General features: G+C 67.1%; 17 protein-coding genes. 15 read left to right on the top strand and 2 right to left on the bottom strand.

The annotated features are described in order from the left end of the window. The first annotated feature begins 14 nt into the window (after positions 1–14). From dnaK to ABC347_RS08520, 6 genes are all read left to right on the top strand, one after another. The gene (dnaK, locus tag ABC347_RS08545; RefSeq protein ID WP_413245313.1) at positions 15–1,916 is read left to right on the top strand and encodes a molecular chaperone DnaK; all 1,902 of its coding nucleotides are present in this window, start codon (positions 15–17) and stop codon (positions 1,914–1,916) included. A 151-nt stretch (positions 1,917–2,067) separates the two neighbouring features. Beyond that, positions 2,068–3,189 (top strand): molecular chaperone DnaJ, encoded by a 1,122-nt coding sequence (gene dnaJ / locus ABC347_RS08540; protein ID WP_413245312.1) that lies wholly within the window; start codon positions 2,068–2,070, stop codon positions 3,187–3,189. A gap of 149 nt (positions 3,190–3,338) precedes the next feature. Beyond that, positions 3,339–3,683 carry a preprotein translocase subunit YajC gene (gene yajC, locus ABC347_RS08535; RefSeq protein WP_413245311.1) on the top strand — a complete coding sequence of 115 codons (345 nt, stop codon included), beginning with the start codon at positions 3,339–3,341 and terminating at the stop codon, positions 3,681–3,683. A gap of 7 nt (positions 3,684–3,690) precedes the next feature. After that, positions 3,691–5,292, top strand: coding sequence for a protein translocase subunit SecD (secD, locus tag ABC347_RS08530; protein ID WP_413245310.1), 1,602 nt, complete (start codon positions 3,691–3,693; stop codon positions 5,290–5,292). 10 nt (positions 5,293–5,302) lie between these two features. Beyond that, the gene (gene secF / locus ABC347_RS08525; protein ID WP_413245309.1) at positions 5,303–6,271 is read left to right on the top strand and encodes a protein translocase subunit SecF; all 969 of its coding nucleotides are present in this window, start codon (positions 5,303–5,305) and stop codon (positions 6,269–6,271) included. After that, positions 6,271–6,654 carry an Mth938-like domain-containing protein gene (locus tag ABC347_RS08520; RefSeq protein ID WP_413245308.1) on the top strand — a complete coding sequence of 128 codons (384 nt, stop codon included), beginning with the start codon at positions 6,271–6,273 and terminating at the stop codon, positions 6,652–6,654. The genes secF and ABC347_RS08520 overlap by 1 nt, the downstream gene beginning before the upstream one ends. On the opposite strand, the gene ABC347_RS08515 is transcribed toward ABC347_RS08520, so the two are convergent. Beyond that, on the bottom strand, positions 6,651–7,814 hold the full coding sequence (locus tag ABC347_RS08515) for a glycosyltransferase (protein WP_413245307.1): 1,164 nt from the start codon (positions 7,812–7,814) through the stop codon (positions 6,651–6,653). The genes ABC347_RS08520 and ABC347_RS08515 overlap by 4 nt on opposite strands. 87 nt (positions 7,815–7,901) lie before the next feature. Between ABC347_RS08515 and ABC347_RS08510 the strand changes: the two genes are divergently transcribed. From ABC347_RS08510 to ABC347_RS08480, 7 genes are all read left to right on the top strand, one after another. After that, on the top strand, positions 7,902–8,243 hold the full coding sequence (locus ABC347_RS08510) for a DUF6152 family protein (RefSeq protein WP_413245306.1): 342 nt from the start codon (positions 7,902–7,904) through the stop codon (positions 8,241–8,243). A gap of 47 nt (positions 8,244–8,290) precedes the next feature. Continuing rightward, positions 8,291–8,551, top strand: a complete 261-nt coding sequence (locus ABC347_RS08505) for a hypothetical protein (RefSeq protein ID WP_413245305.1) — start codon at positions 8,291–8,293, stop codon at positions 8,549–8,551. Then, positions 8,545–8,700, top strand: a complete 156-nt coding sequence (locus tag ABC347_RS08500; RefSeq protein ID WP_413245304.1) for a hypothetical protein — start codon at positions 8,545–8,547, stop codon at positions 8,698–8,700. Before ABC347_RS08505 ends, ABC347_RS08500 begins: the two co-directional genes overlap by 7 nt. 41 nt (positions 8,701–8,741) lie before the next feature. Beyond that, complete coding sequence (locus ABC347_RS08495) at positions 8,742–9,527, top strand: outer membrane protein assembly factor BamD (RefSeq protein WP_413245303.1); 786 nt, start codon at positions 8,742–8,744, stop codon at positions 9,525–9,527. 48 nt (positions 9,528–9,575) lie between these two features. After that, entirely contained in the window at positions 9,576–11,237 is a 1,662-nt protein-coding gene (gene recN, locus ABC347_RS08490; protein WP_413245302.1) for a DNA repair protein RecN, read from the top strand. 61 nt (positions 11,238–11,298) lie between these two features. Beyond that, a complete protein-coding gene (locus ABC347_RS08485) occupies positions 11,299–11,526 on the top strand; it encodes a hypothetical protein (protein ID WP_413245301.1) in 228 nt (75 codons plus the stop codon). Between the two features lie 63 nt (positions 11,527–11,589). Continuing rightward, complete coding sequence (locus tag ABC347_RS08480) at positions 11,590–12,492, top strand: alpha/beta hydrolase family protein (protein ID WP_413245300.1); 903 nt, start codon at positions 11,590–11,592, stop codon at positions 12,490–12,492. A 15-nt stretch (positions 12,493–12,507) separates the two neighbouring features. Here ABC347_RS08480 and ABC347_RS08475 read toward each other — a convergent pair whose 3' ends face one another. Continuing rightward, positions 12,508–13,941, bottom strand: coding sequence for an NAD-dependent succinate-semialdehyde dehydrogenase (locus tag ABC347_RS08475; protein WP_413245299.1), 1,434 nt, complete (start codon positions 13,939–13,941; stop codon positions 12,508–12,510). Between the two features lie 117 nt (positions 13,942–14,058). Here ABC347_RS08475 and ABC347_RS08470 point away from each other — a divergent pair, with 117 nt between their 5' ends. Together ABC347_RS08470 and ABC347_RS08465 are read left to right on the top strand one after the other, a co-directional pair. Next, a complete protein-coding gene (locus ABC347_RS08470; RefSeq protein ID WP_413245298.1) occupies positions 14,059–14,769 on the top strand; it encodes a CoA transferase subunit A in 711 nt (236 codons plus the stop codon). Continuing rightward, positions 14,766–15,659, top strand: coding sequence for an HAD family acid phosphatase (locus ABC347_RS08465; RefSeq protein WP_413245297.1), 894 nt, complete (start codon positions 14,766–14,768; stop codon positions 15,657–15,659). The genes ABC347_RS08470 and ABC347_RS08465 overlap by 4 nt, the downstream gene beginning before the upstream one ends. Position 15,660 lies beyond the last annotated feature (1 nt).

The following is a 15,660-nucleotide window of genomic DNA, read 5'->3' as shown; positions in this document are numbered from 1 at the left end:
ATGAAAGGACTGATATGGGCAAGGTTATCGGGATCGACCTCGGCACCACCAATTCGTGCGTGGCGGTCATGGAGGGCGGCAAGCCCAAGGTTATCGAGAATGCCGAGGGCGCGCGCACCACGCCTTCGATCGTGGCGTTCGCCAAGGATGGCGAGCGACTGATCGGCCAGCCAGCCAAGCGCCAGGCGGTGACGAACCCGGACAACACGATCTTCGCAGTGAAGCGCCTGATCGGCCGCCGCTTCGACGATCCGGTGACCAAGAAGGACACCGAGCTGGTCCCCTATCACATCGTGAAGGGCGCCAATGGCGATGCGTGGGTGAAGGCCGGCGGCGAGGATTATTCGCCCAGCCAGATCTCCGCCTTCACGCTGCAGAAGATGAAGGAAACCGCCGAGAGCTATCTTGGCGAGACCGTGACGCAGGCCGTGATCACTGTGCCCGCCTACTTCAATGACGCCCAGCGTCAGGCGACGAAGGATGCGGGCAAGATCGCGGGCCTGGAAGTGCTTCGCATCATCAACGAGCCGACGGCGGCGGCGCTGGCCTATGGCCTGGAGAAGAATGACGGCAAGACCATTGCCGTCTACGATCTGGGCGGCGGCACGTTCGACATCTCGATCCTCGAAATCGGCGACGGCGTGTTCGAGGTGAAGGCCACCAACGGCGATACCTTCCTGGGCGGCGAGGATTTCGACAGCAAGATCGTCGAATATCTGGCGGCCGAGTTCAAGAAGGCCGAGGGCATCGACCTGACCAAGGACCGGCTGGCGTTGCAGCGGCTGAAGGAAGCCGCCGAGAAGGCCAAGATCGAGCTGTCGTCGACCCAGACGACCGAGGTTAACCTGCCCTTCATCACGGCCGACGCGACCGGGCCGAAGCATCTTGTGAAGACGATCACCCGCGCCGATCTGGAGCGGCTGGTCGATGATCTGATCAAGCGCACCATCGAGCCGCTGAAGAAGGCGCTGGCCGATGCCGGACTGAAGGCCGACGCGATCGACGAGGTCGTGATGGTCGGCGGCATGACCCGCATGCCCAAGGTGCGCGAGGCGGTGAAGGCGTTCTTCGGCAAGGAGCCGCACACCGGCGTGAACCCGGACGAAGTGGTCGCCATGGGCGCCGCAATTCAGGCTGGAGTGCTGCAGGGCGACGTGAAGGACGTGCTGCTGCTTGACGTGACTCCGCTGTCGCTGGGCATCGAGACTCTGGGCGGCGTATTCACCCGGATGATCGACCGCAACACCACGATCCCGACCAAGAAGAGCCAGGTCTATTCGACTGCCGACGACAACCAGAATGCGGTTACGATCCGGGTCTTCCAGGGTGAGCGCGAGATGGCGGCGGACAACAAGATGCTGGGCCAGTTCGACCTGGTCGGCATTCCGCCGGCGCCGCGCGGCGTGCCGCAGATCGAGGTGACGTTCGACATCGACGCCAACGGCATCGTCAACGTCCACGCCAAGGACAAGGGTACCGGCAAGGAGCAGCAGATTAAGATCCAGGCGTCGGGCGGCCTGAGCGACAAGGACATCGACCAGATGGTCCGCGACGCCGAGCAGTTCGCCGAGGAGGACAAGAAGCGGCGTGCCGCAGCCGAGGCGAAGAACAACGCCGAAAGCCTGATCCACACCACCGAGCGCCAGCTTGAAGAGCATGGCGACAAGGTGGATGGCGCGCTGAAGTCCGAGATCGAGGGTGCGATCGCCGAGGCGAAGTCCGCGGTCGAAAGTGGCGATGCCGATGCGATGCAGGCCAAGGGCCAGGCGCTGGCGCAGGTCGCAATGAAGCTGGGGCAGTCGATCTACGAAAAGGAGCAGCAGGCTGCGGCCTCGCCCTCTTCGGACGAAGCGCCGAAGCAGGACGATGATGTGGTCGACGCGGAATTCTCCGAGGTCGACGACAACAAGGCGTAACCGGTGGATGCGATCCTGACCGTCATCCCGGCGAAAGCCGGGGTCCGGGGCGCCGGGCGAGCCGCTTCTGGGCCTCGCGCGCACGTCCGGATTCCGGCATCCGCCGGAATGACGGTTCAAGATTGCGATCCGTTACAGGCCGGGGGGCCCGATGCTGGACGGTGATTATTACGAGCTGCTCGAAGTCGAGCGGACAGCGGACGACAAGACGATCAAGTCGTCCTACCGGCGGATCGCGATGCAGTGCCACCCGGACCGTAATCCGGGCTGCAAGGATTCGGAGGCACGCTTCAAGGCCGTCTCCGAAGCCTATGACTGCCTGAAGGATCCGCAGAAGCGTGCGGCTTATGACCGGTACGGCAAGGCCGCGTTCCAGCAGGGCGCGGGCGCCGGATCGCAGGATTTCGGCGGCTTTTCCGACATTTTCGAGAATATCTTCGGCGAGTTCATGGGCGGTCAGGGCGGCCGCGGGCAGCAGCGCAACGCCGTGCGCCGCGGCGCGGACCTGCGCTACGATCTCGAGATCAGTTTCGAGGATGCGTTCCACGGCTTGCAATCCGACATCACCATCGATGTCGCGGCCACCTGCGACACCTGCGACGGCAGCGGCGCACGCGCGGGCACCAAGGCCCGCGTCTGCGGCACTTGCCAGGGCCATGGCAAGGTGCGCGCGCAGCAGGGCTTCTTCGTGGTCGAGCGGGTCTGCCCGTCGTGCCACGGCGCCGGCCAGACGATCGCCGATGCGTGCACTGCCTGCCACGGCGAAGGGCGGATCGAGAAGCAGAAGAAGCTCGAGGTCCGCATCCCGGCCGGGGTCGACGAAGGCACGCGCATCCGTCTGACGGGCGAAGGCGAAGCCGGCGCGCGCGGCGGGCCGCCCGGCGACCTCTATATCTTCATCCATCTGAAGCGGCACGCGATCTTCAGCCGAGAAGGCACGACGCTGTTCGCGCGCTGCCCGGTTTCGATCACCACCGCAGCGCTCGGCGGCACCATCACCGTGCCGGGCCTCGACAAGGTGGCGCACGAGATCAAGATCCCGGCCGGCATTCAGTCCGGCAAGCAGATCAAGCAGCGCGGCGCAGGCATGCCGGTGCTGAACGGCCGCGGGTTCGGCGACATGGTGGTGCAGATCGATGTCGAGACGCCGACCAAGCTGAGCCCGCGGCAAAAGGCACTGCTGGAAGAGTTCCGCAGTCTGGAGACGGGCGAGGAGAGCCCGCAAGCGTCGGGATTCTTCGCCAAGCTGAAAGGCGTACTCAGGACGGAGTGAGGAATGAACCCCTTCCCTTGAGAAGGAGCTTTCTGACTTCCAGATGGACGGTGCGGACTTCGTCGCCCGTTGCCCCTCTCGGCCTCTCATGTTAGGCGCGCGCCTCGATCCGGGGTAGCGATTGCCCCCTCCCTTCGGAAGATCTCATCATGTTCGCATCCCCCGCTTATGCCCAGGCCGCCGGTGGCGGCGCCGCTGCCGCAGGGGGCGCAACCGGCTTCTTCCTGCAGGTCGCGCCGCTGCTCTTCATCTTCGTGATCTTCTACTTCCTGCTGATCCGGCCGCAGCAGCGCCGCGCGAAGGAACATCGCGCGCTGATCGAGGCGGTAAAGAAGGGCGACGAGGTCGTGACGGCGGGCGGGCTGATCGGCAAGGTGACCCGGGTCAACGACCAGGAGGTCGAAGTCGAGATCGCACCCAACACCCGCGTCCGCGTGGTGAAGGCGACGCTCGGCGATGTCCGCTCCACCACCGCCAAGCCCGCGAACGATTGATCGCTCGATGCTTGATTTCCCCCGCTGGAAAGTCTGGATCGTCGTCCTTTCGCTGATCGCAGGCACGATCCTCGCGATCCCGAGCATGATGCCGGAGGCGACCGCTCGACAGCTCGGCCTGGGAGCGCTGCCACGGATCAACCTCGGGCTCGATCTGTCGGGCGGCAGCCACATCCTGCTCGAAGCGGACACCGCCGATGTCGCGCGCCAGCGGCTGCAGGTGATGGAAGAGACGGTGCGCCAGGAGATGCGCCGCAATTCGCCGCGCATCCAGATCGGAGACATTTCCACCAGCGGCGGCCGGCTGAGCTTTTTCGTGCGCGATGTGGCGCAGCTCGACGCTGCCGTGGAGCGGTTGCGTACGCTGACCCAAGGCGTGGGCGTGACCGGCCAGCGCGACTGGAACGTCGCAGTGGTCGATGGCACGCGGATCGTGATGACGCCGACCGCATCCGGCCAGACCGCAGCGATCGACCAGGCGATGGAAGTCGCCACCGAAGTCGTCCGCCGCCGGATCGACGAACTCGGCACGCGCGAGCCGACCATCATCCGCCAGGGCGACGACCGCATCGTGGTACAAGTACCCGGCCTGGAGGACCCCGAGGCGCTGAAGGCGCTGATCGGCAAGACCGCGACGTTGGAATTCAAGCTGGTCGACCTGACCGCCGATCCAGCCGCCGTGGCCGCGGGTCGCGCCCCGCCGGGCAGCCAGATCCTGCCGATGGCCCCGGGTGAGGGCCAGCCGGGTGCCAAGATCGCGGTGCAGCGTCGTGCGATCATCACCGGCGATCGGCTGGTGGATGCGCAGCAGAGTTATGATCCGCAGGACAATCGACCCGTCGTGAGCATCCGGTTCGACGCGCAGGGCGGCCGCAACTTCGCGCGCGTGACGCAGGAGAATGTGGGCAAGCCGTTCGCGATCATCCTCGACGGGCAGGTGCTGTCCGCGCCGAACATCAACGAGCCGATCCTGGGCGGTTCCGCGCAGATCAGTGGCAACTATACCGTGGAGAGCGCCAACGCGCTCGCCATTTCGCTGCGTTCGGGCAAGCTGCCGGTGGCGCTGAAGGTGATCGAGGAACGCACCGTCGGCCCCGATCTCGGCGCCGATTCGATCCGCAAGGGCGCGATCGCGGGCATCGTGGCCACGCTGGTCGTCGTGATCTTCATGATCGTGACCTATGGCCGGTTCGGCGTGTATGCCACGGTCGCGCTGGTGCTGAACGCCGTGCTGATCCTTGGAATCATGGCGCTGTTCAACGGCACGCTGACGCTGCCCGGCATCGCCGGCTTCGTGCTGACGATCGGCGCGGCAGTCGACGCCAACGTGCTGATCAACGAGCGCATCCGAGAGGAACAGCGCCGCGGCCGCGGCGTGATCCAGGCGGTGGAACTGGGCTACAAGGAAGCGCAGACCGCGATCTTCGACGCCAACATCACCAACGTGATCGCCGCGGTGCTGATGTTCTACTTCGGATCCGGCCCGATCCGCGGCTTCGCGGTCGTGCTGATGATCGGCATCGTCACCTCGGTCTACACCGCGGTTACCGTCACCCGCCTTCTGGCGTCGCGCTGGTTGAAGACCCGCCCGACCGAGCTGGTGATCTGAGGACAAGCCCATGCGCCTGCTGAAACTCGTACCCGACAACACCAATGTCGATTTCATGCGCTGGCGGGTGCTGGCGATGGCGATCTCGATCGGGCTGATCGTGGCATCGCTCGGGCTGTGCGTTGCCAAGGGCTTCAACCTGGGCATCGACTTCGTCGGCGGGCAGATGCTGCGTGCAACCTTCACCCAGCCGGTTGCGCTGGATGACTTGCGGGAGCGGGTAGATGCGCTGGGGTTCGGCGAGTCGACGATCCAGGAATTCGGATCGGACAAGGTGATCTCGATCCGGCTGCCGCTGCCCGAAGGCGGCGAGGCGGCCGCCAACGCGGCGGCGCAGAAGGTGCAGGCCGAAGTCCAGCGCGCCTATCCCGGGGTCCGCTTCGATGCGGTCGAGACGGTATCGGGCAAGGTTTCGAACGAGCTGTACCGCACCGGTGCCTGGGCGGTGGGTCTCGCGATGCTGGGCATCGCGCTCTACATCTGGTTCCGGTTCGAATGGCAGTTCGGCGTCGGCGCGCTGTTCTCGCTGCTTCACGACGTGTCGCTGACGCTGGGTTTTTTCGCGCTTACGCAGCTGGAATTCAACCTGAACGTTGTGGCGGCGATCCTGACGATCGTCGGCTATTCGCTGAACGACACGATCGTGGTGTATGATCGGATCCGCGAGGACATGCGCAAATATCGCAAGATGGCGATGATCCCGCTGCTGAACACGAGCGTGAACGAGACGCTGTCGCGCACAATCGTGACCTCGCTGTCGATGGTCATGGCGCTGCTGGTGCTGCTGTTCATCGGGCCGGACGTGATCTTCGGGCTGACCGCGGCGATCCTGATCGGCATCGGCATCGGCACCTATTCGTCGATCTATGTCGCGGCGCCGATCCTGCTCTGGCTGAACGTCTCCCCCGACGCCTTTGCCGCCAAGGCGGTAGCCAAGGGCGATGGCGAGCGCGTGACCCGGATCGAAAAGGAAGTCTGATGCCGCCGCGCTTCGAGCGCGAGGGCATTGCATCCGGGCCGGTGGTGCGGGGGTTTTCGGGGACCGGCTTCCGCATCGACGATCGCGTGCATGACGGCGGCGTGCTGCTGACCCCGCTGTGGGCTCGGGCATGGACGGCGGATAGCCTCGACACGATCGACCCGGACTCGCTGGTGCCGTTGACCGGGATCGATCCGGCACCGGAATTCATCCTGCTGGGGACGGGCCCGACGCTGCGCCGCCCACCCCAGGCGCTGATCGACATGTTCGATGCGCGCGGAATCGGCATCGAGCCGATGGACAGCCGGGCTGCCGCCCGCGCGTGGACCATCTTGCGCGGCGAGGATCGCTGGATCGCAGCCGGGCTGTTGCCGCTGGGCTAGCGTGCGGCCACGCGCCGCAGATGCGCTTCGAGCGCATCGCTGTTGCGCGCCCAGGTGAACCGTTCGGCCGATGCCCGCACGGCCGCTGGCCCGGGCGGATCCGCCAGGATCGATTGGAGCGCCGCCACGATCGGTTCGGGTTCGGCGGGGACCAGCCGACCGGCAGCCGGGCGATCGATCGCCTCGCGCGCGCCGCCGACATCGGTCGTCACCACCGGCGTGCCGCAGGCCATTGCCTCGATCCAGACATTGGCGAGCCCCTCGCCGGCGGTCGGCAGAACCAATGCGTCGGCAGCAGCGAACAGATCGGGTAGCGCCGCATGCGGCTGCCTGCCGAGCAGGCGGACGCGATCGGCCACGCCAAGCGTATCGATCAGCCGACGGAGCACCGGCTCGTCCGGTCCGCCCCCGGCAATCAGCAAGGTAGCACCGGGCATGCGCGCGACCGCGGCGATCGCGGTGCGGTGGCCCTTCTGCTCCACCAGATTGCCGACCGACACGAACAGCGGGCCGCTGACACCGCGTGCCGCCTTCAGCACGGATCGATCGCCCGGCCGGAAGCTCTCGAGATCGACACCGGTATAATGGATTGCGATCCTATCGGCCGGCAGCCCGAGCGCGATCATTTCCTGCCGCAGCGCGCCGCTGACGGCGAGCAGACCGCCAGCGGCACGGCCCGCCTTGACGATCTGGTCGCCGCAGCCGGACCGCTGCCCCCAATAGGCGATGTCGCTGCCGCGCGCCTTGATCGATACCGGTACGCCGAGCGCGCGGCCGACCGCAACCGCGGCGGGTCCGTCGGGCCAGAAGAATTCGGCATCGATCACGTCGAACGGAAAATCGCGGCGTATTTCGCGCAGCAACGGCAGCAGGCTTCGCGCAAGCAGCCTCGAGGAGAAACGCGCGCCGGGACCGGGCAGGGTCGGGAAGCGTGGGCGATAGATCTGCAGCCCGCCGCGTTGTTCCCGCTCGGGAAGGGCGGCAATGGCGGCGTAGCGCTGCAAGCCCGACAGGGCGGGCGGGATGCCCCGCGGTACGACGACCCGGACCGATACGCCTTCGCGCGCAGCGAGGGCGCGGGTCTGCCGTTCGACGAAGCCGCCGAAGCCGGGCCGGGCGGCATCCGGAAACAGGGTCGACAGGGTGAGCACGCGGATCATCGTCCCATCCCTAGCAGGGGGTGGTTGCGAATGCGCAAATCGCCCCGGTCGCGCGTTGGTGCGTCATCGATCGTGAAGGAGGACGGGATGTTCCGATATCTGATGCTGGCGGCACTGGCCGTGCCGGTCGCCGCCGCCGCGCATCATGGCTGGAGCAGCTATGATGCCGCCAAGACCATTACCGTGACTGCGCCGCTGGCGGATGTCGCCTGGGCCAACCCGCATGGCAGCGCGACGGTGACATACCAGAAGAAGAAATGGGCCGTGGTACTGGCACCAGTCGCGCGGATGGAGGCACGCGGCCTGACGAAGGCGATGCTGGCGCCTGGCAAGCCAGTGACGCTGATCGGCTATCCCCGATCCGATGGCACGGCGGAGATGCGGATCGAGCGTGTGATCGCTGGCGGCAAGACGGTCGAACTCCGCTGATCGGCGATCTTGCCGGCGCGCTGGAAGCGTCTGGCGTCGGCGTCTGGATGCGCGGCGATCCGCTTGCCTATCCGATCGTCAACCTGCTTCACCTGCTGGGGTTGGTGCTGCTGGTCGGCGGAATCGGGCTGGTCGACCTCAGGATCGCGGGGCTGTTCCGCCAGTTGCCGGCCGACGTGCTGTCGCGGGCGCTGACGCCGGTCGCAGGCGGTGGTCTTGCGTTGATGGTGTTGACCGGGCCACTGCTGTTCGCGGCGGATGCGCGGTCGCTGGCTGCCACCCGATCCTGTGGCGCAAACTGGTGCTGATCGGCTTCGCGCTGGCCAATGCGGTCGCATTCAGGATGGCGCGGTTCGATCTGCGATCACCGCCACTGATCGCACGCGCGATGGCGATCCTGTCGATCGGGCTGTGGCTGGCCGCGGCTGCACTGGGCCGCTGGATCGCTTATGGCTGACGCCCCTTGGCGGCTCCCGCACGACCCGCTAGATGGTCGTCATGCGTCCGTACCATCGCCCGCTTGCCATCGCAGCGCTCGCCGCCATCGCGCTTCCGCTCGCCGGGTGCGCCAGCACCAATGCCAAGGGGAAGGCGGACACGCGCTATGTCGCACGCGATGTCGACACGCTCTACAACGCCGCCAAGGAGCGGCTGGACCGGCGCCAGTACAAGATCGCTGCTGCCCTGTTCGACGAGGTCGAGCGCCAGCATCCCTATTCGGCCTGGGCGCGGCGCGCGCAGCTGATGAGCGCGTTCAGCTATTATCTGGCGCGCAGCTATCCGGAATCGATCCAATCGGCGCAGCGCTTCCTGTCGATCCACCCGGGCAACAAGGATGCGCCCTACGCTCTGTATCTGATCGCGATCGATTATTATGAGCAGATCACTGACGTCACCCGGGACCAGAAGATCACCCAGCAGGCGCTGGATTCGCTGGGCGAACTGATCCGCCGTTATCCCAACAGCCGCTATGCCGCCGATGCGCGGTTGAAGGTGGATTTGGTCAATGACCATCTCGCCGGCAAGGAAATGGAGATCGGTCGCTTCTATCAGCGCCGCAACGATTGGCTGGCGTCGGTCGTCCGGTTCCGCAAGGTGGTCGACGATTATCAGACGACCAGCCATACCGCCGAGGCGCTGATGCGGCTGACCGAAAGCTATCTGGCGCTGGGCGTGCCGGAGGAAGCGAAGAAGACCGCCGCCGTGCTGGGCGCCAATTACCCTGGCAGCGAGTGGTATCAGCGTGCCTTCAAGCTGATGCAGGATAGCGGCAACACCGCCTGAACGCGTTCCTGCTTCATTCCGGCCGCCTGATCGCCTAGATGGCGATCGATGCTTGCCAGCCTTGCCATCCGCGATGTCGTGCTGATCGAGGCGCTGGATCTCGATTTTGGGTCCGGCCTGGCCGCGCTGACCGGCGAGACGGGGGCCGGCAAATCGATCCTGCTCGATGCGCTGGGCCTGGCGCTGGGGACGCGCGCCGACAGCGGCCTCGTCCGCCACGGCGCACAACAGGCGGTGGTGACCGCTGCGTTCGACCTGCCGGCGGACCACCGCGCGCTGCTGGTGCTGGCCGAGAATGGCATCGATGGCGATCCGGGCGAGCAGCTGGTGGTGCGCCGGATCGTCAAGGCCGATGGCGGTAGCCGCGCGACCGTGAACGGCCAACCTGCTTCTGCCGGGTTGCTGCGCGAGCTGGGCGCGCTGCTGGTGGAGATCCACGGCCAGCATGACGATCGCGGGTTGATGAACCCGCGCGGCCATCGCGATCTGCTCGACAGTTTCGGCGGCATCGACACCGCGCCGCTGGCGGCGGCCTGGCGTGACTGGGCAGCGGCGTCAGCGGCAAGGGAGGCCGCGGCGAACGAACTGGAGACTGCGGCACGCGATCGCGAATGGCTGGATCATGTGGTTGCCGAGCTGACGGCGTTCGCACCCGAGCCGGGCGAGGAGGCGCAACTGGCCGAGCGGCGATCCGCGATGCAGGCCGGCGCGCGGCTGGCCGAGGATCTGGAGGCAGTGACCGCGCATCTCGACGGATCGGATGGCGCGCTTGCCAATCTGCGGCAGGCCGCGCGTCGGCTCGACCGGATCGCGGGTGATCATCCGTTGCTGGCGCAGGCGCTGGCGGCATTCGATCGCGCGCTGATCGAGGCGGGCGAGGGTGAGGCGGCGCTGGAGCAGGCGGTGCGCGACACCGCATTCGAGCCGGCGGAACTGGAGTCGATCGAGACACGGTTGTTCGATCTGCGGGCTCTGGCCAGAAAGCACAGGGTGGAACCCGATGCGCTAGCGGCGCTGGCGACCGAACTTGCCGCCCGGCTGGCGCGGATCGAGGCAGGGGGCGAAGGACTCGCCGCACTCGACCAGCGCACCGCTGCGGCGCGCGCAGCCTATGTGGCGGCAGCCGATGCCGTGCATGCGGCGCGGGTGGCGGCGGCGGCGCGGCTGGATGCGGCAGTGGCAGGCGAGCTTGCGCCGCTGAAGCTGGATGCCGCGCGGTTCCGCACCACGATCGACACGCTCGATCCGGCGCAGTGGGGCGTGGGCGGCACCGATCGTGTCGAGTATCTGATCTCCACCAATCCGGGTGCACCGTTCGCACCGCTGACGAAGATCGCAAGCGGCGGCGAACTGTCGCGGTTCATCCTGGCATTGAAGGTTGCGCTGGCGGAGCGTGGCGGCGCCGCGACAATGATCTTCGACGAGATCGACCGCGGCGTCGGCGGCGCGGTCGCCTCTGCGATCGGCGACCGGCTGGCCCGGCTATCGCGATCGACCCAGTTGCTGGTGGTGACACACAGCCCGCAAGTGGCGGCGCGGGCGGACAGCCAGTGGCTGATCGCGAAATCGCACGACGGGATCGTGACGCGGACCGGCGTGCACCGGCTGGACGATAGCGCGCGGCGCGAGGAGATTGCGCGGATGCTGTCCGGCGCAGAGATTACCGATGAGGCCCGCGCACAGGCCGGGCGGCTGCTGGCCGTGGCCTGACCGGAACGATCGCCGCGGAAATGCTTTTCAACCGCGACGATCATGCCAGTGGACCGCCCCGATGTTGATCCTGTTCGCCGCAGCGCTTGCCAGCCCCGTCGATCATCCGCGGCTCGGACATGGCACGTCGGCCGTCGCCGATTTCGATCTGGCCGATCATCCCACCGCAACCCAGGCGTCGGACGATAGTCAGCGTTGGATGCTCGACGATGATCTCTATTGGCCGGCGGACGAGCCGGCGCGCCTCCGCTGGCGCGGCAAGAAGGTGAAGCTGCGGCTGCCGATCTGAGCAGCGCTTGCCGAAGACCCGGGGAAGTGACAAGTTCGCACTTCGGGCTTGGGGGAGCGAACGATGAAGCTTTTCAGGATGTTGGCAGCGGCCGCAGCGATTATGGCCGTGGCGGGCGGGGCATCCGCTCAGCAGAAACTCTCGCCTGCCGACCTGCGCACCCTGCCATCGACGCCTGCCAAAGCCACGATCACTTATGGCAACGACATCTTGAACGTCGGCGAACTGCGCGTGCCGGCGGGTAAGGGTCCGTTTCCGGTGGCTATGGTCATCCACGGCGGTTGCTGGACCAAGGGGTTCGAAACGCTGGCGGGCACCCGGCCGCTGGCCAGCGCGCTGACTGCCAAGGGCATCGCGACGTGGAATATCGAGTATCGTCAGGTCGGCGATGCCGGAGGTGGTTGGCCGGGCACCTTTCAGGATTGGGCGATGGCGGCCGACAAGCTGCGTACGATCGCGAAGGCGAACCGGCTCGATCTGAAGCGCGTCGCGTTCGTCGGCCATTCGGCGGGCGCGCATGCCGCGCTGTGGCTGGCGGCACGGCCCAAGCTGAAGCGCGGCCATCCGCTGAAGGGCAAGGCGCCGCTGGTGCCGGTGGCCGCGATCGCGATCGACGGGCCGGGCGATCTGCTGCCGTTCGTCGGGATCGATGCGCAAGTCTGCGGCAAGCCGGTGATCGTGCCGCTGATCGGTGGCACGCCCGCCGAACAGCCGCAACGCTACATCGATGCATCGCCCTATGCGCTGCAGCCGCTGGGCGTGCGCCAGTATCTGGTCGCCGGGCCCGTGCTGACGAAGCGCGATGCCGATAATTACAAGGCGCATGGCGAAGGCGTCGGCGACAAGGTCGAAGTGCTCGACCTTACCGGGACGGGCCATTTCGAGCCGATCGCGCCGGGCACCGCCGAATATGTGCGGACCGAGGAGATGATCCTTCGCGCGCTGGGGGTGCCGGCCGGGCGTTGACTTGCCGGCCTGGCGTCAAGCCTGGTGGACCGTCTTCGTTACCAGGAAAGCATCCATCCCTTCGGGGCCGTCTTCCGAACCAAAGCCTGAATCCTTGACGCCCCCGAACGGCGCATCGACCGCGCTCATGCCCAACGTGTTGATGCCGACCATGCCGCTTTCGATGGCATCCTGCAGCAGCAGCTGGCGGCGTCCGTTTTCCGTGAAGCAATAGGCGGCGAGGCCGAAGGGCAACCGGTTGGCCTGCTCGATCGCCTCGTCGAGATCGGCGAACGGGCGGACCAGCGCGAGCGGGCCGAACGGCTCCTCGTTCATCGCGCGCGCCTCCAGCGGGACGTTCGCCAGTACGGTGGGTCGATAGAAGAATCCGCTGCCGTCGATCCGCTCGCCGCCGGCCAGCACGGTGGCACCAGCGGCTTTCGCATCGCTGACGAGCGCATCGATCCCCTGCGGACGGCGCGGGTTGGCAAGCGGGCCCATCTTCGTTTCCGGCGCGGTACCGGCGCCGATCTCGATCCGGTCGGCCGCGGCGGCGAACGCGCTGGCGAAGCGATCATAGATGCCCTGCTGGACATAGAAGCGGGTGGGGGACACGCAGACCTGACCGGCGTTGCGGAACTTGCCGGCGACCAGCATCGCCACCGTCTTGTCGAGATCGCAATCATCGAACACCAGCACCGGGGAGTGCCCGCCCAGCTCCATGGTCACGCGCTTCATGCCATCGGCCGCCAGCTTCGCCAGATGCTTGCCGACGGGCACCGAGCCGGTGAAGCTGATCTTGCGGATGATGGGCGAGGCGATCAGGTGGCGCGACACCGTATCCGGCACGCCGAACACCATGCCGATCACGCCGGCCGACACGCCGGCATCGACGAAGCAGCGTACCACTTCGGTGGCGGAGGCGGGCGCCTCTTCGGGGGGCTTCACGATCATCGAGCAGCCGGCGGCGAGCGCGGGGGCGAGCTTGCGTGCGGGGTTCAGGATCGGGAAGTTCCATGGGCACAGGCCAAGCGCGGGGCCGATCGGCTCCTTCAGCACTACCGAACGCGCGCCGGCCGGGCGAACGAGCACGCGGCCATAGGCGCGCTTCGCCTCCGCCGCGTAGAAATCGACCAAAGCGGCGGTGTAGCCGAGTTCCCCCTTCGCCTCCGCAAGCGGCTTGCCCATTTCCAGCGTGGCCAGCGTGGCGATCGCATCCCCGCGCTCGCGCAATAGATCGGCGGCCTTGCGCAGGATCGCGCCGCGCGCATCGGCGGACATGGCGCGCCAGACGCGATAGCCGCGCGCCGCCGCATCCAGCGCACGATCGAGATCGTCGGCAGTCGCCAGCGGCAGATCGGCCAGCGTCTCGCCAGTCGCGGGGTTGAGCACGGCATGCGTGTCACGCGCGCCGGCGGCAATCCATTCGCCATCGATCAGCAGCGATAGCGTGGCGGGATAGGCAGTCATGCGAAGCTCCGTCTGGCAGTTGCAGCCCGTGTAACCACGGCTGCGATTTCGGCAACCGGCGCGCCGTTGCCCTTGGCAAGGCGGCCCTTTATGCGGAGCCGATAGCAGGAGGCGGATGTGGCGAACAAACTCTATGCCGATGCGGATGCGGCGCTCGAAGGGCTGCTGTTCGACGGCATGACGATCTGCGCGGGCGGGTTCGGCCTGTGCGGCATTCCCGAGCGGCTGATCGATGCGATCCAGCGCGCGGGCACCACCGGCATCACCGTGGCATCGAACAATGCCGGGATCGACGGCGAGGGGCTGGGCAAGCTGCTGCGCACGCGCCAGATCGCCAAGATGATCTCCAGCTATGTCGGCGAGAACAAGGAGTTCGAACGGCAATATCTGGCAGGCGAGCTCGAGGTGGAATTCTGCCCGCAAGGCACGCTGGCGGAGCGGATGCGCGCGGGCGGCGCGGGCATCCCGGGCTTCTACACCAAGACGGGCGTCGGCACGCTGGTCGCCGAGGGCAAGGAGCATAAGGAGTTCGACGGCGAGACCTATATCCTCGAGCGCGGGATCCGCGCCGATCTTGCCATCATCAAGGGCTGGAAGGCCGACGAGAGCGGCAACCTGATCTTCCGAAAGACGGCTCGGAACTTCAACGCGCCGGCGGCGACGGCTGCGAAGATCTGCGTGGCCGAGGTGGAGGAAGTGGTGCCGGTCGGCAGCCTCGATCCCGACTGCATCCATCTGCCTGGCATCTATGTGAAGCGGATGATCGTGGGCAGCCCCTATGACAAGCGGATCGAGTTCCGCACCGTGCGCGAGCGCGCCGCGGCGTGAGGACGATTGCCGGCGTCCTCGCCACCCTGTCCGCAACTGCCTGCGCCACGACGGCACCGCCCGCCCGGCAGGCGGCGCTGCCGGCCGCGCCGCCGCCGGGGATGCAATATCTCTACGGATCGGCCGAGGCGGCGGCGCTGGGCCAGCAGGCCTATGCCGTGCTGGTGGCGGATGTCACCGCGAAGCTGGCGGCGCGGCGGCGGCACGATGTGGGCGTGCAGCTTTCGGTGGTGCCGGAGCGCGGGTCGCGGATCGATGCGCTTCGCTTTGCCGAATGCGGCGACAAGCCGGCGGCGGCGGTGTTCGACATCGACGAGACGGCGCTGCTGAACCTCGGTTACGAATATGACGAGGCCGCCAATGGCCGCAGCTATGATGCCGGCCGCTGGGCGCAGTGGGAGAAGGGCGGCGTCGATGCGGTGGTGCCGGTGCCCGGCGCAGTCACGGCGTTCCGGGCGCTGCGGGCCGCCGGCGTGACGGTGATCGCCAACAGCAACCGCAACGCTGCCGCGGCGACCGAAACCGCCGACGCACTTTCGCGCGCGGGGCTGGGCGTGTTCCGCCACGGCGAGACGCTGTTTCTGAAAGGCGATGTCGGCGGCGGTTCGGGCAAGGATGCGCGCCGCGCCGCCATTGCCGACCGCTGGTGCGTGCTGGCGCTGGCCGGCGATCAGGTGGGGGACTTCACCGATTTGCTGGTGGCGATGACACCCGGCCAGCGGCGCGCGGCGGCGATGGCTGCTCCGTTCGATACGCTGTGGGGGCGTGGCTGGTTCATGCTGCCCAACCCCGTCTATGGCACCGGCCTGGGCGCCGGCTGGGACGAGAGCTTTCCACCCGACCGGCGCTGGACCGCGCCCGTTGGCACGATTGAGACGAAAGGGAACTGAC

Origin of the sequence: Sphingomonas canaveralia, assembly GCF_047238125.1 — a bacterium.
Lineage (GTDB): Bacteria > Pseudomonadota > Alphaproteobacteria > Sphingomonadales > Sphingomonadaceae > JBDFMH01.
This window is presented reverse-complemented; position numbering and strand designations above follow the sequence as displayed.

Bases quoted from the DNA above. Each gene is read 5' to 3' on its own strand.
- dnaK (WP_413245313.1), top strand. From the start codon at position 15: ATGGGCAAGGTTATCGGGATCGACCTCGGCACCACCAATTCGTGCGTG.
- dnaJ (WP_413245312.1), top strand. From the start codon at position 2,068: ATGCTGGACGGTGATTATTACGAGCTGCTCGAAGTCGAGCGGACAGCG.
- yajC (WP_413245311.1), top strand. From the start codon at position 3,339: ATGTTCGCATCCCCCGCTTATGCCCAGGCCGCCGGTGGCGGCGCCGCT.
- secD (WP_413245310.1), top strand. From the start codon at position 3,691: ATGCTTGATTTCCCCCGCTGGAAAGTCTGGATCGTCGTCCTTTCGCTG.
- secF (WP_413245309.1), top strand. From the start codon at position 5,303: ATGCGCCTGCTGAAACTCGTACCCGACAACACCAATGTCGATTTCATG.
- ABC347_RS08520 (WP_413245308.1), top strand. From the start codon at position 6,271: ATGCCGCCGCGCTTCGAGCGCGAGGGCATTGCATCCGGGCCGGTGGTG.
- ABC347_RS08515 (WP_413245307.1), bottom strand. From the start codon at position 7,814: ATGATCCGCGTGCTCACCCTGTCGACCCTGTTTCCGGATGCCGCCCGG.
- ABC347_RS08510 (WP_413245306.1), top strand. From the start codon at position 7,902: ATGTTCCGATATCTGATGCTGGCGGCACTGGCCGTGCCGGTCGCCGCC.
- ABC347_RS08505 (WP_413245305.1), top strand. From the start codon at position 8,291: ATGCGCGGCGATCCGCTTGCCTATCCGATCGTCAACCTGCTTCACCTG.
- ABC347_RS08495 (WP_413245303.1), top strand. From the start codon at position 8,742: ATGCGTCCGTACCATCGCCCGCTTGCCATCGCAGCGCTCGCCGCCATC.
- recN (WP_413245302.1), top strand. From the start codon at position 9,576: ATGCTTGCCAGCCTTGCCATCCGCGATGTCGTGCTGATCGAGGCGCTG.
- ABC347_RS08485 (WP_413245301.1), top strand. From the start codon at position 11,299: ATGTTGATCCTGTTCGCCGCAGCGCTTGCCAGCCCCGTCGATCATCCG.
- ABC347_RS08480 (WP_413245300.1), top strand. From the start codon at position 11,590: ATGAAGCTTTTCAGGATGTTGGCAGCGGCCGCAGCGATTATGGCCGTG.
- ABC347_RS08475 (WP_413245299.1), bottom strand. From the start codon at position 13,941: ATGACTGCCTATCCCGCCACGCTATCGCTGCTGATCGATGGCGAATGG.